The organism is Staphylococcus sp. T93, assembly GCF_016743875.1.
Classification (GTDB): domain Bacteria; phylum Bacillota; class Bacilli; order Staphylococcales; family Staphylococcaceae; genus Staphylococcus; species Staphylococcus aureus.
Map to the genome: position 1 here is coordinate 1,267,392 of NZ_CP068247.1, position 24,969 is coordinate 1,292,360.

At 31.9% G+C, this 24,969-nt stretch carries 26 protein-coding genes, 1 pseudogene and 1 riboswitch; of the genes and pseudogenes, 13 read left to right on the forward strand and 14 right to left on the reverse strand.

Going from position 1 to position 24,969, the window contains the following annotated elements:
- Window positions 1-78: 78 nt before the first annotated feature.
- Complete coding sequence (locus JG553_RS06050) at window positions 79-1,581, reverse strand: FAD/NAD(P)-binding protein (protein WP_001261681.1); 1,503 nt, start codon at window positions 1,579-1,581, stop codon at window positions 79-81.
- A gap of 522 nt (window positions 1,582-2,103) precedes the next feature.
- Here JG553_RS06050 and JG553_RS06055 point away from each other — a divergent pair.
- Genes JG553_RS06055 through arsC form a run of 3 tightly spaced genes read left to right on the forward strand, consistent with a single transcriptional unit; the run spans window position 2,104 to window position 4,123 of the window.
- Window positions 2,104-2,418 (forward strand): ArsR/SmtB family transcription factor, encoded by a 315-nt coding sequence (locus JG553_RS06055; RefSeq protein WP_000221179.1) that lies wholly within the window; start codon window positions 2,104-2,106, stop codon window positions 2,416-2,418.
- Window positions 2,418-3,710: an arsenite efflux transporter membrane subunit ArsB gene (gene arsB / locus JG553_RS06060; RefSeq protein WP_000989123.1), complete on the forward strand. Its 1,293-nt coding sequence runs from the start codon at window positions 2,418-2,420 to the stop codon at window positions 3,708-3,710. The genes JG553_RS06055 and arsB overlap by 1 nt, the downstream gene beginning before the upstream one ends.
- 17 nt (window positions 3,711-3,727) lie before the next feature.
- Complete coding sequence (gene arsC, locus JG553_RS06065) at window positions 3,728-4,123, forward strand: arsenate reductase (thioredoxin) (RefSeq protein WP_000163235.1); 396 nt, start codon at window positions 3,728-3,730, stop codon at window positions 4,121-4,123.
- Between the two features lie 294 nt (window positions 4,124-4,417).
- Here the strand turns inward: arsC and sagB are convergent, their stop codons facing one another.
- Window positions 4,418-5,272, reverse strand: a complete 855-nt coding sequence (sagB, locus tag JG553_RS06070) for a peptidoglycan release complex glucosaminidase SagB (RefSeq protein WP_001032833.1) — start codon at window positions 5,270-5,272, stop codon at window positions 4,418-4,420.
- Window positions 5,273-5,547: 275 nt separating this feature from the next.
- Window positions 5,548-5,772, reverse strand: coding sequence for a hypothetical protein (locus tag JG553_RS06075; protein WP_000384171.1), 225 nt, complete (start codon window positions 5,770-5,772; stop codon window positions 5,548-5,550).
- A 198-nt stretch (window positions 5,773-5,970) separates the two neighbouring features.
- Between JG553_RS06075 and sigS the strand changes: the two genes are divergently transcribed.
- The gene (sigS, locus tag JG553_RS06080; protein ID WP_000671063.1) at window positions 5,971-6,441 is read left to right on the forward strand and encodes an RNA polymerase sigma factor SigS; all 471 of its coding nucleotides are present in this window, start codon (window positions 5,971-5,973) and stop codon (window positions 6,439-6,441) included.
- A gap of 112 nt (window positions 6,442-6,553) precedes the next feature.
- Window positions 6,554-6,997: a competence protein ComK gene (locus JG553_RS06085; RefSeq protein ID WP_001153742.1), complete on the forward strand. Its 444-nt coding sequence runs from the start codon at window positions 6,554-6,556 to the stop codon at window positions 6,995-6,997.
- Here the strand turns inward: JG553_RS06085 and JG553_RS06090 are convergent.
- Window positions 6,984-7,427 carry a hypothetical protein gene (locus tag JG553_RS06090; protein ID WP_001030465.1) on the reverse strand — a complete coding sequence of 148 codons (444 nt, stop codon included), beginning with the start codon at window positions 7,425-7,427 and terminating at the stop codon, window positions 6,984-6,986. The genes JG553_RS06085 and JG553_RS06090 overlap by 14 nt on opposite strands.
- A 295-nt stretch (window positions 7,428-7,722) precedes the next feature.
- Here JG553_RS06090 and sdpA point away from each other — a divergent pair, with 295 nt between their 5' ends.
- The gene (gene sdpA, locus JG553_RS06095) at window positions 7,723-8,358 is read left to right on the forward strand and encodes a CPBP family intramembrane glutamic endopeptidase SdpA (RefSeq protein ID WP_001168904.1); all 636 of its coding nucleotides are present in this window, start codon (window positions 7,723-7,725) and stop codon (window positions 8,356-8,358) included.
- 439 nt (window positions 8,359-8,797) lie between these two features.
- Here sdpA and JG553_RS06100 read toward each other — a convergent pair whose 3' ends face one another.
- Window positions 8,798-9,511, reverse strand: coding sequence for a transaldolase (locus JG553_RS06100; RefSeq protein WP_001096494.1), 714 nt, complete (start codon window positions 9,509-9,511; stop codon window positions 8,798-8,800).
- Between the two features lie 259 nt (window positions 9,512-9,770).
- Between JG553_RS06100 and JG553_RS06105 the strand changes: the two genes are divergently transcribed.
- From JG553_RS06105 to JG553_RS06120, 4 genes and pseudogenes are all read left to right on the forward strand, one after another.
- Window positions 9,771-10,073, forward strand: a complete 303-nt coding sequence (locus tag JG553_RS06105) for a hypothetical protein (protein WP_000091445.1) — start codon at window positions 9,771-9,773, stop codon at window positions 10,071-10,073.
- Window positions 10,074-10,328: 255 nt separating this feature from the next.
- Complete coding sequence (crcB, locus tag JG553_RS06110; protein ID WP_001200542.1) at window positions 10,329-10,694, forward strand: fluoride efflux transporter CrcB; 366 nt, start codon at window positions 10,329-10,331, stop codon at window positions 10,692-10,694.
- Window positions 10,691-11,044, forward strand: coding sequence for a fluoride efflux transporter FluC (locus JG553_RS06115; protein WP_000623471.1), 354 nt, complete (start codon window positions 10,691-10,693; stop codon window positions 11,042-11,044). The genes crcB and JG553_RS06115 overlap by 4 nt, the downstream gene beginning before the upstream one ends.
- 396 nt (window positions 11,045-11,440) lie before the next feature.
- Window positions 11,441-13,065, forward strand: a pseudogene (locus tag JG553_RS06120) (IS1182 family transposase).
- A gap of 62 nt (window positions 13,066-13,127) precedes the next feature.
- Here JG553_RS06120 and JG553_RS06125 read toward each other — a convergent pair.
- The 3 genes from JG553_RS06125 to metK all read right to left on the reverse strand — a co-directional run bounded on the left by JG553_RS06125 (window position 13,128) and on the right by metK (window position 16,399).
- A complete protein-coding gene (locus tag JG553_RS06125; protein ID WP_000453320.1) occupies window positions 13,128-13,961 on the reverse strand; it encodes an aldo/keto reductase in 834 nt (277 codons plus the stop codon).
- 211 nt (window positions 13,962-14,172) lie between these two features.
- Window positions 14,173-15,081: a nuclease-related domain-containing protein gene (locus JG553_RS06130; protein ID WP_000366154.1), complete on the reverse strand. Its 909-nt coding sequence runs from the start codon at window positions 15,079-15,081 to the stop codon at window positions 14,173-14,175.
- 124 nt (window positions 15,082-15,205) lie between these two features.
- The gene (gene metK, locus JG553_RS06135; protein WP_000933822.1) at window positions 15,206-16,399 is read right to left on the reverse strand and encodes a methionine adenosyltransferase; all 1,194 of its coding nucleotides are present in this window, start codon (window positions 16,397-16,399) and stop codon (window positions 15,206-15,208) included.
- Between the two features lie 105 nt (window positions 16,400-16,504).
- Window positions 16,505-16,615, reverse strand: a riboswitch (SAM riboswitch).
- Window positions 16,616-16,769: 154 nt separating this feature from the next.
- Here metK and pckA point away from each other — a divergent pair.
- Complete coding sequence (gene pckA, locus JG553_RS06140) at window positions 16,770-18,362, forward strand: phosphoenolpyruvate carboxykinase (ATP) (RefSeq protein WP_000109906.1); 1,593 nt, start codon at window positions 16,770-16,772, stop codon at window positions 18,360-18,362.
- Between the two features lie 135 nt (window positions 18,363-18,497).
- Here pckA and tnpA read toward each other — a convergent pair whose 3' ends face one another.
- The 3 genes from tnpA to ytkD form a co-directional block, all read right to left on the reverse strand.
- A complete protein-coding gene (gene tnpA / locus JG553_RS06145; RefSeq protein WP_000093392.1) occupies window positions 18,498-18,983 on the reverse strand; it encodes an IS200/IS605 family transposase in 486 nt (161 codons plus the stop codon).
- A gap of 374 nt (window positions 18,984-19,357) precedes the next feature.
- Window positions 19,358-20,104, reverse strand: a complete 747-nt coding sequence (locus JG553_RS06150) for an alpha/beta hydrolase family protein (RefSeq protein ID WP_002868962.1) — start codon at window positions 20,102-20,104, stop codon at window positions 19,358-19,360.
- A 4-nt stretch (window positions 20,105-20,108) separates the two neighbouring features.
- Entirely contained in the window at window positions 20,109-20,582 is a 474-nt protein-coding gene (gene ytkD, locus JG553_RS06155; RefSeq protein ID WP_000672014.1) for an RNA deprotection pyrophosphohydrolase, read from the reverse strand.
- Window positions 20,583-20,647: 65 nt separating this feature from the next.
- Here ytkD and yidD point away from each other — a divergent pair, with 65 nt between their 5' ends.
- A complete protein-coding gene (yidD, locus tag JG553_RS06160; RefSeq protein WP_000718107.1) occupies window positions 20,648-20,905 on the forward strand; it encodes a membrane protein insertion efficiency factor YidD in 258 nt (85 codons plus the stop codon).
- Here yidD and menC read toward each other — a convergent pair.
- From menC to JG553_RS06175, 3 genes are all read right to left on the reverse strand, one after another.
- Window positions 20,902-21,903, reverse strand: coding sequence for an o-succinylbenzoate synthase (menC, locus tag JG553_RS06165; protein ID WP_000778523.1), 1,002 nt, complete (start codon window positions 21,901-21,903; stop codon window positions 20,902-20,904). The genes yidD and menC overlap by 4 nt on opposite strands.
- A 4-nt stretch (window positions 21,904-21,907) precedes the next feature.
- Window positions 21,908-23,386, reverse strand: a complete 1,479-nt coding sequence (gene menE, locus JG553_RS06170) for an o-succinylbenzoate--CoA ligase (protein ID WP_000348360.1) — start codon at window positions 23,384-23,386, stop codon at window positions 21,908-21,910.
- A 158-nt stretch (window positions 23,387-23,544) separates the two neighbouring features.
- Window positions 23,545-24,000, reverse strand: coding sequence for a DUF4909 domain-containing protein (locus JG553_RS06175; RefSeq protein WP_011443643.1), 456 nt, complete (start codon window positions 23,998-24,000; stop codon window positions 23,545-23,547).
- 302 nt (window positions 24,001-24,302) lie between these two features.
- Between JG553_RS06175 and JG553_RS06180 the strand changes: the two genes are divergently transcribed.
- Entirely contained in the window at window positions 24,303-24,953 is a 651-nt protein-coding gene (locus JG553_RS06180) for an excalibur calcium-binding domain-containing protein (protein WP_001795535.1), read from the forward strand.
- Window positions 24,954-24,969: the final 16 nt, after the last annotated feature.

Here is a 24,969-nt window from a genome sequence, read left to right on the forward strand (position 1 = left end):
TTCTTACTAACAGACATTAAAATCAAACCTTCAATTCGTCTCTATAGAGCGTTCTCTTTATTATCTTCTAGTTACAAATTATTGATTGTCACTGCGCTGTTGTTGCTCATTCGATTCTAAAGCATCATATAATTGAGATACTGTATGCGCAACTTGTTCTACAATCATTTTCACACCGTTTCGTAGTTTATTAACACCGTTTGTCATTTGACCTATCGCAATCATATTTGTTAATGTTCCAAACCTTGGACTAATAACTTGATTGGTTTCCGGAATGATTTGTATGCCTCCCATTGGGTGTGCTTGTACAATTTGTCTATTTTCAAGATTTCTAATTAATTGATCATCTTGATCCAATTCATTTAAATGACTTTTTGCACCTGTCGCGTTAATGACAACATTATATATGTCTACTGATTCTTGGTTTTTGTATGAAAAATAATACAACTTGCCATCATGTTTCACATCTTCTAAATCTTTTTTCAAAATTAAAGACTTATTTTCTATTAATTCAATAATTAGTTCAGCAGTTCTTGGAGGCATTGGATTTGAATTTAATTGAATCATCTTTGAGTATTTTTGATTAAATTGATGTTGGTCTTCAATACTTAAGCTATTCCATATCCAATTTAAATTCTCTTTCAAATGTTCAATCATACTTTGGAAAATGCCCATTTCTGTTGGACGCGCTAAATCATACTTCAAATCTGCAATATGATTTCCTGTACGTCTATGTACTAATTTTTTAAAATCAATGTCATATTCAGCACATTCTTTTAAAAATAAAGAAACTAAAGTATCAAGCGGTGCATTGCCGAAATGATGTTTTTTAATGTCATTTAATTTGTCTTTAGTTAAGTACTTGAATGTCACGTCTATCATTGTACCTCTTACACTTGGTAAATGAGCAGAACGACTCGTCATAGTAATTGGTAATTTTGGATGATGAGCAGCAACATAACGGACAACATCTAAACTGGCAAGGCCTGTACCAATAATCGCAATATCGTCCAGTTCATTTACTTCGTCTAACGTATTATATGTTGGATAAGGCGTAGCGATATATCCTTTTTTACCCTTTAAGTTATATGGATCATGGTAGGCAAATGTACCACATGTTAAAAATACATAATCGTACGCTTGCCATGATTGTCCTGAATTTGTAGTACATATGTAATAAGTTAAATTCGTTTCATCGATATTAGAATTTGTATAAATCTCTTGAACTTTATTATAATTAGTTGATATATTTGGATATTTTTTCGTGAACATAGATAAATAAGATTTCATATAATGTCCGAATACAAATCTCGGTAAATATGCAGGTTCATCAAAATTAAAATCAGTTTGTTGTTTATACCACTTCCAAAATTCAGTCTCATCATCTAAATTTAAACTCATCTTTTTCGAAGGCATATTAATTAGCAGCTCAGAACTATCATTTTGAAATGGTACGCCCTGTCCCATATTTACTTTATCATCGTATAAATCTATATCTAATTGATTAAACTTCGGGTGCTTAACTAACTCTCTCAATACACTTACACCAGCAGTTCCCATGCCTATTATTGCTACACGCATATATCATCCATCCTTTTGTAATTCAAAATATTATATTTAAACTATTACCTATAATTATAGCAATTTGGTATTTCCAATAAAATTTATTAAGGTAAGCTATTATTTCACTTTCACAACCATTAAACCATTTAAAACTTTTCATTTAATATCAACCTTAGTGTTTGTGTTAAAATATTTTTAACGAGGTGAATTAAATTGAAATTTATAGCAAAGATATTAATCTCATTAGTAATTCTATTTATGATTTTTAGTCGTAAAAACAAAGCTTCTTAATCAATACCCTTGATTACAAAATAAATTCAACTAAGGTGATTGGCCATACACTCAAGATATGGCTAATCACCTTTTTCAATGCAGAACAAAGAGTATATTTTGCAAAATCAATATCTATAATTTATCTTTAATACCCTTTTAATACTAAAACCAAATTTAAATTACATAGTCATATCGTGTAATATACCAAAGGAACATAGACATTCATCTATATAGATGATAATCTATTTAACGTCTAGGAGGTATGTTATGACGTATAAAGAACTAGCAACATTTTTAAAAGTTTTATCAGATTCAAGCAGATTAGAAATACTAGATTTACTTTCTTGTGGAGAGTTATGCGCTTGTGATTTGTTAGCACATTTTCAATTCTCTCAACCTACACTTAGCTATCATATGAAAGCATTAGTAAAAACCAACTTAGTTACGACACGAAAAATCGGAAATAAACATTTATACCAGCTCAATCATAATATTTTTGAGTCCGTAATTAATAACTTGTCTAAGGTTCATACCTCTAACCAACGATGTATTTGTCATAACCTTAAGACTGGTGAATGCTAATGATGACAACTTTAGCGACACTCATTTTTCTAGTAACTTTATTATTTGTATTATGGCAACCTAAAGGCCTAGATATTGGCATTACCGCACTAACTGGTGCCTTTATTGCTGTTATTACTGGTGTTGTAAGTTTTTCCGATGTTTTCGAAGTAACAGGTATTGTTTGGAATGCTACTTTGACTTTTGTCTCAGTCATTCTTATTTCATTAATATTAGATAAAGTTGGATTATTCGAATGGTCAGCTATTCACATGCTTCATGCTTCAAAAGGCAATGGTTTAAAAATGTTCGTTTATATCATATTATTGGGTGCCATTGTTGCTGCATTTTTCGCAAATGATGGCGCAGCGTTAATCTTAACGCCTATTGTATTAGCGATGGTTAAAAATATAGGTTTTAGTAAGCGGGCCATATTCCCTTTTATTATTGCGAGTGGTTTTATAGCTGACACAACTTCTTTACCTTTAATCGTGAGCAATCTAGTGAATATTATATCTGCTGATTATTTTCATGTAGGATTCGTTCGATATTTTAGTAGAATGATTATACCTAATTTATTCTCGCTTTTAGCAAGTATTATAGTATTGTGGTTATATTTTAGAAAAGCGATACCTAAAACGTTTGATGATAATAATATAAAGCATCCTAAAGATGCCATTAATGATTTAAAGCTATTTAAAATTTCATGGATTGTTCTAGTTATATTACTTTTCGGCTATCTAATCAGTAAATTTACTAAAATTCCGGTATCAATTTTCACTGGAATCATTGCTTTTATTTTTCTAATGTTGGCTCGTAAATCAAATGCTGTAAATATTAAGCAAGTCATTAAGGGCGCACCTTGGAATATAGTATTATTTTCAATTGGTATGTATATCGTCGTATTCGGCTTAAGAAATGCTGGCATTACTTTAATATTGGCTAAAATATTAGAATATATTTCCAATTACGGTCTATTTAGCACTATTTTGGGAATGGGCTTCATTTCAGCGTTTTTATCATCAATAATGAATAATATGCCTACAGTTTTAATAGATGCGATTGCTATTGGTCAATCAAATGTCCATGGCATGTTAAAAGAAGGCCTAATTTATGCGAATGTTATCGGTTCTGATTTAGGTCCAAAAATTACACCGATAGGCTCTTTAGCTACATTACTGTGGTTACACGTCTTAACACAAAAAGATGTTAAGATTTCTTGGGGCACATACTTTAAAACTGGTATCATCATTACAATTCCAGTACTATTTATAACCCTCATAGGGTTGTATCTAACACTTATCATATTTTAATTAATTAGGAGATTGTTATGACTAAAAAAACAATTTATTTTATATGTACAGGCAACTCATGTCGAAGTCAAATGGCTGAAGGTTGGGCTAAACAAATCTTAGCGGATGATTGGAATGTATATTCTGCTGGTATCGAAACACACGGTGTTAATCCCAAAGCGATAGAAGCTATGAAAGAAGTAGGCATTGATATATCAAATCATACATCAGATTTAATCGATAATAATATTATTAAAAATTCAAATTTAGTTGTTACATTATGTAGTGATGCAGACGTAAATTGCCCTTCTTTACCAACAAATGTTAAGAAAGAACATTGGGGATTTGATGATCCTGCAGGCAAGCCTTGGTCAGAGTTCCAACGTGTAAGAGATGAAATTAAAATCGCAATTGAAAATTTCAAATCACGATGAGAGTGGGACAGAAATGATAAAAAAACACTAATGATTTATTATGTAGTGGTTCTTTATCATTAGCTATAACTAATGTGTACTTAAAAATAGGAATACATGAGTAAAACTCATGCATAAGAAATACTAATTTCTAAAGAAAAAGTAATTCTTTATCGATGTCCTGCCCCACTTGCATTGGTGGGATTATCAATCAATGTGTTTTCTCTAATGCAAAAAGACGCTTTCTATCAAAACAAGATAGAAAGCGTCTTTTTAGTATGTCCGAGTCATAAAAACAACTCGTAGCTTATCAAATTACTTATTCAAATGTTTACTGTCATCTTTATACACAAAGTATTTGAAGTATTTTCCTTCAGTCTTCATGTTCTTATAAAAGTCAGCGATAATTGTTGCATTACTTTCTGCCCACTTAATATCTGTAGCATATTGATGTTCTCCTGGATTTTTTGGATTCCATCTCATACTATACAATGTATTTTGATCTGTGCTTGATAAGAAGTGCTTATGAATGAAATCAGCACCGCCTGAAATAGCTTTTTCAGGTGTATCCCAACCATGCTTTTTAGCATATTCTGCACCTGTTTTAATTGGGTCTTTATCAAGGGCTCCTACTCCATAGAAATTGTAGTACTTTTTGCCATCAATTTCGACTCCATTAGCTAATTCACTTTTAACTGCGCCAGTTTCTAATAATGCATGTGAAATTAAATAAACTTCGTTAACGTGCTTATCTTTAGCAGCTTTTAAGAAATCATCCGTATGTTTCAATAACGTTGGTCTATCTACTAACATACGTTTAATTCTATTTTTATCAATCCCTTGATACTTTGATAAATCTAAAAATTGATATTTTTGCTTTTCATTATCGATAAAAGTACCGCTATCCATTGCACTTTTAATTTCAGTTGCAGATGCATCTCTCCATGCATCATTCTTTTTATTTGATACCTGTTGACTCGTATAATTATTTATTTGTTTCTTTGCTGCATCGTTTAATGTAACATTTAACTTTTCAATCTTAATGTCGGATTTAACATGTTTGAAAAATATCTGATCGGATATCATTGAGAAAAATAAAAATGAGACAACAGCAAATATGACAACAAGTCCTATTATTCCAAAAATAGAACCTTTCTTGTGTTTATTCATATCCACACCTCTTAGGTCATTGTTGTTATACATTCAGTTTGACTACGATAATAAAGTTTAACATTATTAAAACCGTTTAACAATTTTATCTATGCATTGTTACATATTCATAAATAAACAGTAATGTAAATGAAACGTTTTAAACCATTTATCAACATTACTTTACGTTGATCTACGAATCATAAATGTTTTATCTTTTTGTATAACCTTTGAAAACCTTTATATCAATAATCTTATTATTCACGTATTAAAAAACAAAAAATTCTTTTGTTCGTTTACTTAGTTTCTTTTTTATAATCCATCATAATAAAACTTGCTGCATTTGATCTATTTTTATAATAGTACTGATTTAAATCAATCGTGCCTTCAATTTGACCATCACGATACATCATTTCATTAGTGAAGTTATTTATCATCACGAAATCAGCGCGATCTCTTATAACATCTAAATCGTCGTTTCGTGCAAAAAAATGTTCTAAATTTAAATGTGCGTAATCCATTGTTACCTCCCGATTACAAATTTTGTTCTATCTACTATTTAGCAAAGTAATAATACATCATATCACATTAAATTAATTACTTATGTCTTATATTTAACACTTAATTTAGCGATTACGCAAATGAATGATTTTTCTAAATATTTTATTCTAACTTTATCCGGAAATATTTGTTATACGTATAACTTGGAGAATGACTACTTGAAATTTAATGACGTATACAACAAACACCAGAAAATCATACACTATCTTTTAAAAAAATATAATATTAGCTATAATTATGATGAGTATTATCAACTACTCTTGATAAAAATGTGGCAATTGAGTCAGATATATAAACCCTCAAGCAAGCAATCTTTATCCTCTTTTTTATTCACTCGATTAAATTTTTACCTTATCGATTTATTCAGACAACAAAATCAATTAAAAGATGTCATTTTATGTGAGAATAATTCACCAACATTAACTGAACAACCAACATACTTTAATGAACATGACCTTCGTTTACAAGATATCTTCAAGCTTTTAAATCAAAGAGAAAGACTATGGCTCAAACTATACCTTGAAGGATACAAGCAATTTGAAATTGCTGAAATCATGTCATTATCGCTTTCAACGATTAAATTAATTAAGATGTCCGTTAAGCGTAAATGCCAACATAATTTTAATTAGTTTATTGTGAAATTTCGGTCGATGTGTTAATGATGTTGAAACACCCTAACATCTTCATATAAATTTATTTTAACCATTAAATTAACAACTTATTAAACGAGGAGTACTATATTTGCAAGACAATTCTACTAAATATCTACTTTATATCCAAACTGCTACTTCAAACCATCTCGAAACAAATTGTGTCTTTTTACATTGCGATTACATTCTTAAAGTTCCAATTAACAAACTCGTTTCATATTATGCGAAATTGCATTTATCATCACAAAGTGTGCTAATTGAGACTGCAAAAAACATACTAAATATTAATAAACTGGTTCCTATTTACATCAACCCAAAAACTATACTTTTTCCGTTAAAACATAAACGTGCACCGATACAAATTTATATCAATGCACATTATATTGTTGGTATGACTGCCATAGAGAATTCAACATTAATACATTTTCAAGAAGGCATTCAGCTAGAAGTTGATGAGCCATTTTCTCTAGTTTCAAAAAAATGTCATGAAAGTTTAGCTTTGAAGCACTTCATTGAAAATACTATTTCGAATTAAATTTAATTTCTAAAAGTTTCTTAGTAAAGTATGATGTCACAATTTTTATAAAATATATGCTAGCAAACATTAATAAAATCGCTCCAATAATTGTTAAAATAACAACAGTTGTAGATAAATCTACCTTAGGACTAACGAAAAATTGTACGCCAGATAGACTTGTAATTAGCCCAAATAAAAACAAACCTAATAAAGCAACATAAGCAAACATCATCACTACTAATGTAACAAACATACTATAACTTTTTGTTTCTTTATTTCGAAATACATTTTGTCTTAAGTAAGCATTAGCAAAGGTAACAGGCTTATTTAAGTTAACGCTGTCATCATCAGATATAGAAGACAATCGTTGATCTAATGCTTGTTTCTCCTTCTTGTTCAAAAACCATAATTGCTTTTTAACTTTTTTATCAAATGATGCTTTATTCATAATTAAGGATTTCTCTCCTTTATAATATTGACGTAATTTTAAACATTAGCGTCAATTGAAAGTGTATTTTATATATTTTACAGAAATATATGTATCAAATCTACAAAAATCCATATTACAATTTCATTTATGGTGATTTGACGCTAAAATACAGTCTGCTAATTTTTCAAACTAATGCTTTTTAGGTAGGTACAATGATAAATTTTAATCGTAAATATGTTTCATATATTATGAATCTAGCCTTAATCATATTGCATTCAAAATAATTTTAAAAAATGAAAAGAAAGGATTTAGCATGCAAAAATTCAAAGACTTTTTTTACGATGATTTATCGGTTACACGAGGAAATTATTTTTTAACTTTAATGGCAGCATTTTTTATTACTATCATTTTATTTATCGGCATAGTTGTCAGTGAAGTACATTTACTTTATAGCATGCTAATTGTATTAGTAGGTTTAATTCTATTGAGGCTATTCAAAATCAATTTATTCTCTTTTAAAAAATTAACATTGTCTCAAGTTATTTATATTATAGGCGGTGCACTATTAATTTATGGGTTAGATAATCTTTATTTATATTTTCATGACGTACCGGCAAATGAACAACAATTAGAGCAAGCAATACGAAATACACCATTCTATATTTCTATTTTCACTGTTACCATCATCCCCGCTATTGTGGAAGAAATTGTTTTTCGCGGTATGATAATAAGGGTTATCTTCAGAAAACACTTGTTTTTAGGGTTAATTGTGTCTAGTTTAGTTTTTGCATCATTACACGAATCTGACACTTGGATTGGTTATTTACCTTACTTATATTCTGGTTTGATTTTTGGCCTAATTTATATAAAAACAAAACGATTAGAAGTTGTAATATTCATGCACTTCTTAAATAACTTGTTAGCTCTGCTCTTTATAATATGGAGATAATTTTGAGATAACCTTTCATATTATTTTCAAATTATCTATCTGATATTTATTTTATTGAACTTGAGTCACCACTTAAACTCAAAAATACGTGTCATCAAGTGCAAAATAATTTAGAACTAATACAAACATAAAAACTTTTACTTTACGCTTAAAATCAAAAGTCACATACCTAGATATAAGTACAACTTGTATATTTTGTACTCTAATAGGTATGTGGCTTAAATAATATTTAATTCTTGAGTTGCATATAGTAACTGTTTTTATTCATTTTCTAAAATATGCAAGACTAATTTCCTTTTCTACTCCTGTTGAATCAATTTAGACTTTTTTATAACTCGAGCTTTTACTTAGCTGAATTTTGACTTCTTCTTCATTAATAACTATGATGGAAAAACCCCCATAAGCACAATGCCTATGAGGGTTTAAATATATTTATATATTATAGAATAGAAAGACCTGAAGATTGAATATCTTTCGCAAAGCCTTTAACTGTATCTACTGATAATTCGTTAATATCGCGACCTAAGTTTGTATTCACTTTTTTCACAACATCTGCTGGGCATGTAATAATATCTGCACCAATTTCATCAGCTTGAATCACATTGAATAATTCGCGGCAACTTGCCCATAATAATTTAACGCCGTCTTTACTATGCGTAACTTTTACAGCCTCTTTCATTAATGGTAATGGATCTACGCCTGTATCTGCAATACGTCCTGCAAATACTGAAACATATGTTGGCACACCTTCAGTTACTGCTTCAGTTATTTCTTTAACTTGTTCAATTGTGTAAACAGCCGTAACGTTTAATCTCACATTGTCAGCTGAAAGTTTTTTAATTAAAGGAATCGTTGATTCACCTTTTGTATTTACAATAGGAATTTTAACAAATACATTTTCGCCATATTGTTTTAAAATTGCTGCTTCTTTTTCCATAGTTTCTAAATCGTCTGCAAATACTTCAAATGAAATTGAAGCATCTGGAATTTCTTTCACAGCTTCTTCAGCAAAAGCTTTGTAATCTGTTACGCCCGCTTTAGCCATTAAACTAGGATTTGTTGTAAAACCATCCACTTGTTTGTTTTTATAAGCTGCTTTCATTTCTTCAATATCTGCACCGTCCGCAAATACTTCTACATTTAGTTTAGCCATATAATATAGCCTCCTTGATTCTTATTAAAATTTTAACAACATCTGCATGTCTTTTTCTTACAACCATTTGTAAAAAATGATTTTTATTTCTTTGTTATATAAAACATTTATATCACGCTTTTATAATATATAGCTAATTTTTTGCCTATATTTTTTAAAAATGACTTTAGCAAACATTGTGTCTACAAGTTAATAAAACTATTGTTTTATGATTGTTTATGATACGATATGTAAATGATAATCATCCAGGAGGTCTAGCATGTCTCGTTCAAAAAAATACTTTTACTTATCTAGCTTAATGATTATTTTAAGCTTTTTCTTTAATACAAATAACGTTTTCCTAAGTGGACTTTTTAATTCTTTTATTAAATTAATACTTTTCTGCAGTGTTATTAACTCAATTGTACTAATTTTGTCTATAATTTTTGCAGATCGTTCAATTAAATCACTAAAGCCTGATGCAGATTGGATTAGAATTGCGAGTAAAAGTTTGCCTTGGATTATTCTAATTGTTATTTTAGTACATATCTTTTCAATTGTTCGTACATTCGGTTTTATTTAAAAAAGTTAATATGTCATTGTAGCCTTAATACAAAACAATACAATGTATCATGCTATAATGAGTAAAACAATTTGATAACGTTGTTGCGTATAAAAAATATTAGATTTTCGAAATCATAACTATGCATCTAATCGCTATAGTTATACAACAAGATATAACATATAATGAGGTTTGATAATGCATCGACAATTTTTGTCGTCGCGTTGCCAAAACCTCTTTTTTAAATTCAAACTACTTCTTTTCGAGGTGAACCAAATGCAATATGTATATATTTTTATCGGTGGTGCTTTAGGCGCTTTATTACGTTACCTCATTTCTTTTCTGAATACTGACGGAGGTTTTCCAATCGGAACACTGATAGCCAATTTGACTGGTGCCTTTGTAATGGGATTGCTAACAGCCTTAACAATTGCATTTTTTTCAAACCATCCGACCCTAAAAAAAGCTATTACGACTGGTTTTCTTGGTGCTTTAACGACTTTTTCAACATTTCAATTAGAATTAATACATATGTTTGATCATCAACAATTTATAACTTTACTACTATATGCTGTAACAAGTTATGTCTTTGGTATTTTGTTATGTTACGTCGGTATAAAACTAGGTGGTGGTTTATCATGATATCAATCATTTTAGTCATGATTGGCGGCGGTTTTGGCGCAATTGCTAGAAGTGCCATTACTGATTATTTTAATCATAAATTTACTTCAAAGTTACCTATCGCAACATTGATAGTAAATCTAGTTGGTAGTTTTTTAATTGGATTAACTATAGGCTTATCAATTTCAATCTCATGGTTCCCTGCGTTCTTTGTTACCGGTTTTTTAGGTGGCTTAACAACTTTCTCAACGTTAGCCAAAGAACTTACACTAATGATGACGCCAAAATTTAATATTAACCTTTTTCTCAATTATTCACTTTTACAATTCATCATTGGATTTATAGCTTGTTATATTGGCTATCATATTTAAAAATAAAATGCTTCATTCAGCAAATAGGTAAATTACGACACCTTCCTGAACGAAGCATTTTTTAATTTTCATGCAAATTTTTAAGCACCATATAATGCCTACCAAATTTCAATAATCTTTGTTGCCGTTTAAATAATGTGAATGTCAATAAATTCTCCAAACTAGTCGAAAATAAAGGGAGTGGGACATAAATCCCTAAAAAAACAGCAGTAAGATAATTTTCAATTAGAAAATATCTTACTGCTGTTCTCTATTTATACAATACTTCGTATTGAATGGCTTCGCTTTCCTAGGGTGCCGTCTCAGCCTCGGTCTTCGACTGGCACTGCTCCCTCAGGAGTCTCGCCATTAATACTACGTATTAACATGTAATTTTACTTTTACATACTTTAAAAAATAAGACACTTTGCCCAACTTACACTACCAATAGAAACCTCTGTTAGAATTCCTCAAAATGATATTTCGCGATATGTTAATGAAATTGTTGAAACGATACCTGATAGCGAATTCGATGAATTCAGACATCATCGTGGCGCAACATCCTATCATCCAAAAATGATGTTAAAAATCATCTTATATGCATATACTCAATCTGTATTTTCTGGTCGAAGAATAGAGAAATTACTTCATGACAGTATTCGAATGATGTGGTTAGCTCAAAATCAAACACCTTCTTATAAAACTATTAATCGTTTTAGAGTGAATCCTAATACTGATGCGTTAATTGAATCTTTATTTATTCAGTTCCATAGTCAATGTTTAAAGCAAAATCTTATTGATAATAATTCAATTTTTATTGATGGTACAAAAGTAGAAGCTAATGCCAATAGATATACATTTGTGTGGAAGAAAAGTATTCAAAATCACGAATCGAAATTGAACGAAAATTCAAAAGCATTATATCGTGACTTAGTTGAAGAAAAAATAATACCAGAGATAAAAGAAGATGGAGATAGCGATTTAACAATAGAAGAAATAGATTTAATTGGTAGTCATTTAGATAAAGAAATCGAAGATTTAAATCATTCTATTGAGAACGAAGATTGTGCTCAAATTAGAAAACAGACCCGTAAAAAAAGAACTGAGATTAAGAAGTTCAAAAAGAAATTTGATGATTATTCCGAAAGAAAAAATAAATATGAAGAACAAAAATCGATTCTTAAAGATAGAAATAGTTTTTCTAAAACTGATCATGATGCAACTTTTATGAGAATGAAGGAAGACCATATGAAAAATGGCCAACTTAAGCCAGGATACAATTTACAAATAGCGACAAATTCTCAATTTGTTTTATCCTATGACCTATTTCAAAACCCGACAGATACTAGAACTTTAATTCCATTTTTAACAATGATTCAAAATACCTTCGGTTATTTGTAGCTGATGCAGGTTATGGTAGTGAGCAAAACTATATGGCCATTATAGATGATTTTAATAAAACGCCACTTATTACGTATGGCATGTTTATTAAAGATAAAACTAGAAAGTTTAAAAGTGACATTTTCGACACTCAAAATTGGAAATATGACGAACTTAATGATGAATTTATATGTCCTAATAACAAAAGAATAGGTTTTAAAAGATATGCATACCGTAATGATAGATATGGTTTTAAACGAGACTTCAAACTATATGAATGCGATGACTGTTCAGCATGTTCTTTGAGGCAACAATGCATGAAACCAAATTCAAAATCCAATAAGAAAATCATGAAGAATTATAATTGGGAATACTTTAAAGTCCAAATTAATCAAAAGCTTTCTGAACCAGAAACGAAAAAAATCTATAGTCAAAGAAAAATTGATGTAGAGCCTGTTTTTGGATTTATGAAGGCTATTTTGGGTTTAACTCGAACGTCAGTTCGAGGAATAAATAAAGTTAAACGAGAGCTAGGTTTTGTATTAATGGCACTTAATATAAGGAAAATAGCAGCTCAACGAGCTGTACATTATAAAATACATATCAAAAAAGCTGATTTCTATCAAATAATTAATAGAAATCAGCTTTTTTACATTGCCTAAGAACTTAATGTCCCAAGCCCTGACAATTCATCTAACCTTTTCATCAGTTGAGCGATTTTAATCTAGCCTTCAAATTTTTTTGGATCAGGTCCAATTCTCTTATCTTGATTTAAACCATCAATTCGCGTCATTTGTTCATCTGATAATTCGAAATCAAATATTTGGAAATTTTCAGAGATTCTGTTTGGTGTCACCGATTTAGGGATTGTAACCACAGCATGCTGCACATTCCATCTTAAAACAACTTGGGCAGGTGACTTTCCTAATTCTTGAGCAATGTCTTTAATTGTCTCATCATTTAAAATTTGTGCATTCATCAATGGTGACCAAGATTCCATCACGATACGTTGTGCTGCCAAATATAATTTCAATTTATGTTGGGTTAAATATGGATGATATTCAACTTGATTAATTACAGGTTTAATTGACACTTGTGCCAACAAAGCTTCCAAATGTTCAGGTTCAAAATTGCTGACACCTATATTTTTAACATTATTATTTTTATATAAATCTTCCATACCTTTCCATGTATCAACCATTACGGCTTCGTTCGTACCTGGCCAATGTACTAGATACAAATCTAAGTATTTTAAACCTAATCTAGATAAACTAGCTTCGTAAGCAGCTGCTACATTTTCACGACCGAAATCCTCAAAATATAATTTTGAAGTAATAAATAAGTCTTCTCTAGCAATACCAGTTGACTCCAATCCGGCACGAATGCCAGCACCTACTTGTTCTTCATTCCCATAAACTTTTGCGGTATCAATACTACGATATCCTTGTTCAATGGCATACTTAACACTTTCCATGCAATTTTCATCATTTTCCACACGAAATGTCCCTAAACCAATTTGTGGCATCGTGTTTCCATTATAAAATGTTTTAACCTCCATAAATATCGCCTCACCTTTTTGATGTATTATACCCTGTTATCATAACAAATCTGAGTTGAATACATGAGAAAAAACACTTAGAGCAATCAACCACTAAAATTCTAGTAATATCTCTCAAATATTAATCAAATTGTAAAAGTAATTCTGTTTAATTTATGACAAACTAAAAAAGCCGAAGTAACAACATATAGTCATCACTTCAGCCTAACATTTAATTGAATGATTCAATTTTATCCATCATTTGTTGTAAGTCTTCCACGTTGTATTGAATACGACCATGGAATACAAATTTGTTAAAGAACTCGTCTAATTGTTCAGCACCGACAAGCACTTTGACAGCACTATTTTGATTATAATTTGAAATCGTTACATCGCCTTCATTTTTAAGATTAAAGTATAAAATTGAAGTTGGTGTATATTTGGCACCTAATTCTTTTTGTAAGTCTTCAGCCAATTGTTTAATCGCCTCAATTTGATCTGAATAATTTACAAATGATAATGAACGTTTGTCATCATTTTGATCCATCACAATAGTTTGCGGTCTAGATTTATCTAAATCCAATGTATCAAATACTTGTTCCATTGGTGGTAAATCTTTAAATTGACCGCCACTAATACCATTATAAACATGACCTTTTAACAATTGAGAATCAATAATATAAAGACCAGTTCTTGTTAATACTAAATGACTAATTCGTTCAATATTATTAAAGCCATCCTTTGGTAAAAAGATATTTGCCATAATGTGCATATCTTCTGGTCGAATTCGTTTTTCTTTAACTAATCTTTCACGAATACCAATTAATCTCATGTCCGTTACATATTCACTATGATTTTTCGAGAACAATTTTAATGCGTCAATCTCACGATCTTTTGTACTAACCATGTGATTATAATCTTCTTGTTGTTTTGTAATTGTCTTTTTATTTTGAATACGCTCTTTCTCTAAAGCTTCTTCATGAGACTTTTTAATGTTTTGTTCTTGTTGTTCATACTTTTCTTCTGTTTGTCGCTTAACTTTTTTCTTACTACCTAAGGCAACTAAAAAAAGGACAAAAAAGATTAATGCAATGACTACTGCAATAATGAGTCCAATGACTATCGGTGAAGATAAATCCATCACAACAACGCTCCTTTTTAATATATGAATAACTTTAATTATAATAGAAAAGCTAAAGATTTTCGATACATATTATCATTTATATACCGAAAATCTTTTATTTAGCTATATTCAATTCATCTTATTATTTTACTGCGTCTTTTAATTCTTCCACTTTGTCTAATTTTTCCCATGGGAATAAGACATCTGTACGTCCAAAATGACCATAAGCAGCAGTTTGTTTGTAAATCGGTTGTTTCAAATCAAGCATTTTAATAATACCTGCAGGTCTTAGGTCAAAGTGTTTTCTAACTGCTTCGACAAGTTGCCCTTCAGAAACTTTACCTGTTCCAAATGTATCAATTGCAATTGACACTGGTTCTGCAACACCAATCGCATATGCCAATTGTACTTCACATTGATCTGCTAAACCTGCTGCAACAATATTTTTAGCCACATAACGTGCAGCGTATGCAGCTGAACGGTCTACTTTTGTAGGATCCTTACCACTGAAGCATCCGCCACCATGACGTGCATAGCCACCGTACGTATCAACAATGATTTTACGTCCTGTTAATCCTGCATCACCTTGAGGTCCACCGATTACAAAGCGTCCTGTAGGATTGATGTAGAATTTAGTTTGTTCATTAATCAAGTTTTCTGGAACAGTTGGATAAATGACATGTGCTTTAATGTCTTCTTGAATTTGTTCAAGTGTCACATCCTCAGCATGTTGTGTTGATACGACAATCGTATCAATACGTACTGGGTTATCATTTTCATCATATTCAACAGTGACCTGAACTTTACCGTCTGGTCGTAAATAATTTAACGTACCATCTTTACGCACATCTGATAAACGTTTTGCCAATTGATGTGATAAATAAATTGCTAGAGGCATATACGTCTCTGTTTCATTCGTTGCGTAACCAAACATTAAACCTTGGTCACCTGCACCTGTTGCTTCAATTTCTTCTTCGCTATCTTTATCACGATACTCTAATGCTTTATCCACGCCTTGTGCAATGTCAGGTGATTGTTCATCAATCGCAGTTAAAATTGCCATTGTTTCATAATCATAACCATATTTTGCTCTTGTGTATCCAATTTCTTTAATTGTTTCTCTAACAACTTTCGGAATATCAACATATGTTGTTGTAGAAATTTCGCCGGCGATCAATGCCATACCTGTTGTAACAGTTGTTTCACAAGCTACACGTGCATTTGGATCGTCTTTTAAAATAGCATCTAATATTGCATCTGACACTTGGTCAGCGATTTTATCTGGGTGTCCTTCTGTAACAGACTCTGAAGTAAATAATCGTTTGTTATTTAACATAGTTTGCTCCTTTAAATTTATATTACGAAAATTCTCTCTCTGTGAGCTAAATAAAAAAGACCTTCTAACTATTAATATAGAGAGAAGGCCTAATACGTCCATTCGCTCTTATCGTTCAGACCTATTTGTCTGCAAACGGTTTGGCACCTTTCTTTTATAAAAAAGAGGTTGCTGGGTTTCATTGGGTCCATGTCCCTCCACCACTCAGGATAAGAGAATCCGTTAAAAATAATAGTACCTAATTAATGAATTAATGTCAATTTTTCACAAATAAATTTACAGTAAAATATTGTAGATTAATTATGTTAATGTGTTATACTAATTAAATGTAAAGGCTTACATTTAAATTATCGCTTTGGAGGGATTTAGGATGTCAGTAGACACATACACTGAAACAACTAAAATTGACAAATTACTGAAAAAACCAACGTCACATTTTCAACTTTCGACGACACAACTTTATAATAAAATCTTAGACAATAACGAAGGGGTATTAACAGAACTTGGTGCTGTTAATGCAAGTACTGGAAAATATACTGGTCGTTCGCCTAAAGACAAATTTTTTGTCTCTGAACCTTCATATAGAGATAACATTGATTGGGGAGAAATTAATCAACCTATCGATGAAGAAACTTTCTTGAAGTTATACCATAAAGTACTAGACTATTTAGATAAAAAAGATGAACTATACGTATTTAAAGGCTACGCTGGTAGCGATAAAGATACAATGTTAAAACTTACAGTCATCAATGAATTAGCATGGCATAATTTATTTGCTAAAAATATGTTTATTAGACCTGAATCAAAAGAAGAAGCTACAAAGATTAAACCTAACTTCACTATCGTTTCTGCACCACATTTTAAAGCAGATCCAGAAGTTGATGGTACTAAATCTGAAACCTTTGTCATTATTTCATTTAAACACAAAGTCATTTTAATCGGCGGTACTGAATACGCTGGTGAAATGAAAAAAGGTATCTTCTCTGTAATGAATTATCTCTTACCGATGCAAGATATTATGAGCATGCATTGCTCAGCAAACGTTGGTGAAAAAGGCGATGTTGCATTATTCTTTGGTCTATCTGGCACTGGTAAAACAACCTTATCGGCTGACCCACACCGTAAACTAATCGGTGATGATGAACACGGCTGGAATAAAAACGGGGTCTTTAATATCGAAGGTGGCTGCTATGCAAAAGCAATTAATCTTTCCAAAGAAAAAGAACCACAGATTTTTGACGCAATCAAATATGGTGCAATTTTAGAGAACACTGTAGTTGCAGAAGATGGTTCAGTGGACTTTGAAGACAATCGTTATACAGAAAACACGCGTGCCGCTTATCCAATTAATCACATTGACAATATTGTAGTACCATCTAAAGCAGCACATCCAAATACAATTATTTTCTTAACTGCGGATGCATTTGGTGTTATTCCACCGATTTCAAAGTTAAATAAAGACCAAGCAATGTATCATTTCTTGAGTGGTTTCACTTCTAAATTAGCTGGTACAGAGCGTGGTGTGACAGAACCTGAACCATCATTCTCAACATGTTTCGGAGCACCGTTCTTCCCGTTACACCCTACTGTTTACGCTGATCTATTAGGTGAACTTATCGATTTACATGATGTTGATGTTTATCTTGTTAATACTGGATGGACTGGCGGAAAATATGGTGTAGGACGTAGAATCAGCTTACATTACACACGTCAAATGGTAAACCAAGCGATTTCTGGCAAATTGAAAAATGCAGAATATACAAAAGATAGTACGTTTGGTTTAAGCATTCCTGTAGAAATTGAAGATGTACCGAAAACAATTTTAAATCCAATTAATGCTTGGAGCGACAAAGAGAAATATAAAGCACAAGCAGAAGATTTAATTCAACGTTTTGAAAAGAACTTCGAAAAATTTGGTGAAAAAGTTGAACATATTGCTGAAAAAGGTAGCTTCAACAAATAAATTTGAATACTAAATCAAAACCACCCGTGTGAACGGGTGGTTTGTTCTGCGGCTATAAGCCTTCCTTACTGGCCAGCCCTAAAAGGGCACTGACAAGTCAGCCAACTGCACTACTATTCCAGCAACCCTAAAGGGTTACTCTTTTTTCTTTCTTTTTTTATTTTTCTCTCCAGTGAAAGGATCTAAATATTCTTCCATTGAGATTTGGTCTGCAACGATATCCTCTTGTAATTGATTACGAATATAATTTTCAATCACTTTTTTATTTCTACCTACTGTATCCACATAAAATCCTTTACACCAAAACTTTCTATTTCCATATCTATACTTTAAGTTAGCATGTCTATCAAATATCATTAAACTACTTTTTCCTTTTAAATAGCCAACAAATGATGATACCCCAAGTTTGGGTGGTATACTAACTAACATATGGATATGATCTTTACATGCCTCTGCTTCAATTATCTCTACACCTTTTCTTTCACATAATTGACGCAATATAATCCCTATATCTTTTTTTATTTTTCCATATATCACTTGTCTTCTGTATTTAGGTGCAAAGACAATATGATACTTACAATTCCATTTTGTATGTGCTAAACTGTTTGTGTCAGATGACATTAAATAGCATCTCCTCGTGTTGATTATTTTGGTTGGCTGACCAATATTTATTCTAGCACGTAGAGATGCATTTTTTGTGACAATGGTAGAACCTTTTCTGAACCATACGCATAGCGTATGGTTTTCTTTTTACAATTAAAGAGCCAACCGTTGTTATAGTCTAACAATGGTTGGCTCCTCTTATTTTATGTGCTAAAAATTTATAGGCAATTTTATTACAACAATGTACATTTAAGGTGACCTTCATGCCAAAATCGCATCACTCATTTAATGGAAGCAGCACGTCTTCATATAAAGTACCGATCCCTAATTCAACGCATGTAGTACCACATCTTCAAAGCTTGATAGTTCCCATGCGCACACCACGTTTCATACTAGCTATGCGACTCAACTTGGTTCATAAACTCTTTAATATAAGTCAATGTTTCAACCATCGCTGGTGGTCTTGGCACATGTCCTTCTGCCATTTGATAAAATGTTTCATGCGTGGCACCTTTTAACTCTAGTTGGTCCGCTAAATAATACGCATGATGAATACCAACTTGCTGGTCTTTCCCTCCATGTACAATTAATATTGGCGGACTGTTTTCATTAATGTTTGGAATCGCTTGGCGTGCCTCATATGCCGCTCGATCTTTTTTCGGATGACCAATCATTCTTCGTAGCATGCCTCTTAAATCGACACGTTCTTCATACATTAAATCAATATCTGAGACACCACCCCAGATTGTATAACTTGTTACTGGTAAGTCTTGAAATGTCAACAATCCTTGTAAACCACCTCGCGAAAAACCAACCATGTGGATAAATGCATGTGGATATTTATCATGTAGCAACCTTAATAATTGCGTCACATCATTTAAATCGCCACGGTAAAATTCGTCTTTGCCTTCACTCCCATTGTTACCTCGGTAGTATGGCCCAATCACTAAAGTTTGACTATCTGAAAATTGCATTAATCTACCTGCGCGCACACGTCCTACTTGACCTTTGCCACCTCGCAAATAAACTACAATGCGATTTACTTCATGATGTGGTGTCATCATTAAAGCTTTTACTTGTAAGTCATCTGACAAATATGTAATTTCTTCGAATTGATGCGTAAAATATTCAATTGGCATTCGTTTACGTTTGATAAAACCCAAGTGATTGCACCCTCTCTACGCATTTTAAAATGGTACTATCTTGCAGTAAGAAACTCCGTTGTGCGAGTTCAATATCATTGATACAGTTAAACAACACTGGCCCTGCTGTTTCTAAATAATCGTTCTTGCTTACCAATGATTCAACTTCGATAAAATATACATCTTTTACAAAATCAGTTTGATCATGTGTTTCAATGGTATATTGTGCTATGTAATAAATATTTTTAACTTTGGCGCCTGTTTCTTCATATAATTCACGTGTAACTGCTTCAGCACTACTTTCCCCGCGTTCCCTTTTACCACCAGGAAATTCAATCCCCCGTAAATTATGTTTGGTAAAAAGCAATTGATTTTTAAACGTTGGAATAGCTAGCACATGATTGCCATCTGCTATCTCATTATCCTTTTTAAATGTCAAATTAACTTGACGATTATCTTTATCCCTAAACTTCACGCGCATCACATCCCTACATTGTATGTTAATATAATAGTTAATTACTATCGTTGGAGGCATTAATTATGAAAAAGATATTCTTGGCGATGATTCATTTTTATCAACGTTTCATTTCGCCACTCACTCCACCAACTTGTCGTTTTTATCCAACATGTTCAGAGTACACTAGAGAAGCGATTCAATACCACGGTGCTTTCAAAGGCCTTTATTTAGGTATCCGTCGTATTTTAAAATGTCATCCGCTTCATAAAGGCGGCTTTGACCCTGTTCCGTTAAAAAAAGACAAGTCAGCAAGCAAGCATTCACATAAACATAACCATTAATATGGTTGTAATTGAGTTATATCCACTAAAGGGGGGCGAAATTCGAGTCGCCCCTCTTTTAATATGCCTGAATGCGCCACCACATCTTGTTCAAAATAATAACCTGCTGGTGTAACATCTCCTGGATAATCACCTTTACGAGCAAGCATCGCTGTAAAATAGCGGCTTAAACCATATTCGTACATGCCGCCAATAACCACTTTTGCACCATGACTTTTCAAAGTATCAATTGCCGTTTGCACTTTATCAATGCCACCTAGACGAAATGGTTTTAATACAACAACTTTCACATTGTATAATTCTATCAAATTAATTATGTCCAACAACGATGTTGCCTTTTCATCAAGGGCTATTGGAGGTATTGTTCCATCCGCTACTTCATCAAGCATGGAGATATCTTTAAATGGCTCTTCGATATAAAGAACCTGTTCACGCGCTAATAACTGTAACTGTGTGAAATCTTGACGATCCAAGGACTCATTTGCATCTATAACCAATTGAAAGTGAAAGTCTAATTCCCGTAACACTCTAATTTGATGCATGATTTGAGGCGTCCATTTTAATTTAATTCTGGTCGGCTTTGTTGCTTTTAATGACTCTAGTTGTTTATTTGATAAGCCGCTCGCTGTCGCTCCATATGCTACTGAAAATGAAGGCAGTACATGAAACATTTGATACAATGCCATGACAATAGTTGCCCTTGCAGCAGGCGTATTTTCCAATGAATCTACTAATTTTAGTGCTGCTTCATACGTTTCAAATGATTTATTTCTATTATCTTCGAACCATTGCTCAATTACATGTTTCACTGAGGCAATTGTTTCATGATCATACCAATCTGTTTGAAAAGCGTTACATTCCCCGAAATATGCATTTCCTTTGTCATCAATCAATTCGATAAACAAACAATCACGATGCGTTAAAGTGACTTTCGGTGTTACAATTTGTGACTTAAATGGCTCACTATATTTATAAAAATGCAAAGCTGTCAACTTCATCAAATCATCCTCTATACAACTTATTTCTTTGTAATTTACCTGTTGATGTATAAGGTAAAGTATCAACCTTTTCAAAGTGTTTCGGTACTTTATATTTCGCTAAATGTTGTGATAAATATGCAATCAATTGTGCCTTTGAAATGTCACTTTCACTGACAAAATATAATTTAGGCACTTGGCCCCAAGTATCATCAGGATGCCCTACACATACTGCGTCACTGATACCTGGAAATTGCTTCGCTACCGTTTCAATTTGATATGGATAAATATTTTCACCGCCACTAATAATTAAATCTTTACGTCGGTCATAAATCATGACATAACCTTCATGATCTATTTCAGCAATGTCACCCGTATTAAAATAACCATTTTCAAACGTACCCGTTAAATCTGTTGGATACAAATATACATTCATCACATTGGCGCCTTTAATCATTAATTCTCCATGACCTTCTTTATTAGGATTTTTAATTTTTACGTCAACATTGGCACTTGGCATCCCTACAGTGTCAGGACGTGCATGCAACATTTCCGGTGTTGCTGTTAAAAATTGCGAACATGTCTCAGTCATACCAAATGAATTATAAATTGGCAGGTTATATTGTAATGCCGTCTCTATCATAGTGGCAGATAATTTAGCACCGCCGAGTAATATTTTTTGTAAATTATAAGGTTCATGTAAACCTTGTTGCATAAGCCAATTTAAAGTTTGTGGCACAAGCGAAATGTGCGTGATTCGTTCATTTTTAATCATCGTTAAAATTTGTTCGGCATTGAATTTATCAACAATGCGCACAGTAAAACCTTCAATAACAGCTCTTAAAAGTACACTGAGACCCGAAATATGATAAATCGGCAAGACAGATAGCCAATTAGTGTCACGATCAAATCCCAAGCTCTCTTTACATCCGATTGCACTGGCATAATGATTACGAAACGTTTGTGGCACCGCTTTTTGAGGGCCCGTTGTCCCTGATGTAAACATAATCGATGCAATGTCATCTAAATTAAATGATGTATTTAATATGTTGGACGGCGACTCTTTCGGCACCACAGTTTCATTCGATGTTTCATATTGGATACCCATTGTGTTGTCCAACAAACTGTTCGTTGTAATATCCCTTCCAGCGAATTCAATATCATCCAGCGATACAATTTGAAACCCTCGTAATTCCAGTGGCAAGGTACAAAAAATCAATTGTACATCGATTGACTTCATCTGATTCGTCATCTCATTAGGTGTCAACCTTGTATTAATCATCGCAATTTCAATATTTGCCAACCAACATGCATGTATTAAAATGATCGATTGAATCGAATTATCTATGTATAGCCCAACACGAGATTGTTGATAAGCCTTGAGTCTTTTAGCCAATAGACTCGCTTCACAGTATAAATTTTGATAAGTATAAGATTCTTGACCGTCTGTTATCGCAATATGATGTCCATTTTGTTGTGCTTGTTTATATAACCAAAAGTCCATGCGTTATTCCTCCAAAATCATTTACATTATAATTATAACGATTTTATGACATTCTAGCAGTGGTTATGTTTAAAAATATAAAAAAGTAGACGAATTGATGCATTGATATGATTGTTATAATGCTCAATACATATCGTTATATCATTCGTCTACTATTATCAGTTATTTTTATTTAATTTTAGTGTCATTCTGTCATTTTGATGTGGTGATTTACCCATTGTTGCCACATCATCTGCAATGTCAATTGGTATACGGTTCATGTCTTGTAATGCACTTAAATGGAATACTTCATCATCTAAATTTTCAATGAGATATACATAATATGTTACCTTGTCCTTTTTATATTTTAACGTTTTCCAAAAGTCCGGCTTGCAATTCAATACATTATCCGGAATATATTCAATAAATAAGTAACGTTTGCTGCCTACTTTGTCTATGAAATATTTTGCAGTGCCTTTTTCTATACCTCTTATATGTGCATAGTCTGCTGAAAAGTAAATACTACCTATTGTTTCATTATGTTGTTGTATTTCAAATCGTTGGCCTACTATTTTATTATTTGTGCTACAACTACTTAAAAAAATCAGTAGATATAGCATTAAACATATTTTCATCCCCTTGAATTTTAAAAACTTTTTCAAAAGCAACACCTCTAAAAATAAATACAATATATTATAGCAAATAGAAATTATTATTTTGTTAAATTATGTTGTCATGTTCGTGTCATTTTGAGTCGTAATACAACTTTACAATTATTAAATTAACACTTCTACAATCCAAAAATATTTTTAAAGTTTTGAAAAAAATTAAAGTATTTCCACTACTAATTTGGTAAAATATGATTATGTGATATAGTGAAAGCGTTTTACACTTAATAACTCCCTCTTAAATGCATCCAGGTTTTATGTAGTAAATCATGAAAATAACATATAAATATAGAGGAGATTTACCTTTGAATACAGAGAACAACAAGAATCAAAACCAATCTGTTAAAAATTCTGAAAGACGCGGCATGTTAAAAGGATGCGGCGGTTGCCTTATTTCTTTTATTTTATTAATAATCTTATTATCAGCCTGTTCAATGATGTTTAGTAATAATGACAATTCCACTAATAATCAATCATCAAAAACGCAATTAACTCAAAAAGATGAAAATAAAAATGAAGATAAGCCTGAGGAAAAATCAGAAACAGCAACAGATGAGGATTTACAATCAACCGAAGAAGTACCTGCAAATGAAAATACTGAAAATAATCAACATGAAATTGATGAAATAACAACAAAAGATCAATCAGACGATGATATTAACACACCAAACGTTGCAGAAGATAAATCACAAGACGACTTGAAAGATGATTTAAAAGAAAAGCAACAATCAAGTAACCATCATCAATCCACGCAACCTAAGACCTCACCATCAACTGAAACAAACACGCAACAATCATTTGCTAATTGTAAGCAACTTAGACAAGTATATCCGAATGGTGTCACTGCCGATCATCCAGCATATCGACCACATTTAGATAGAGATAAAGATAAACGTGCATGTGAACCTGATAAATATTAAACAACAAGCGAATTGA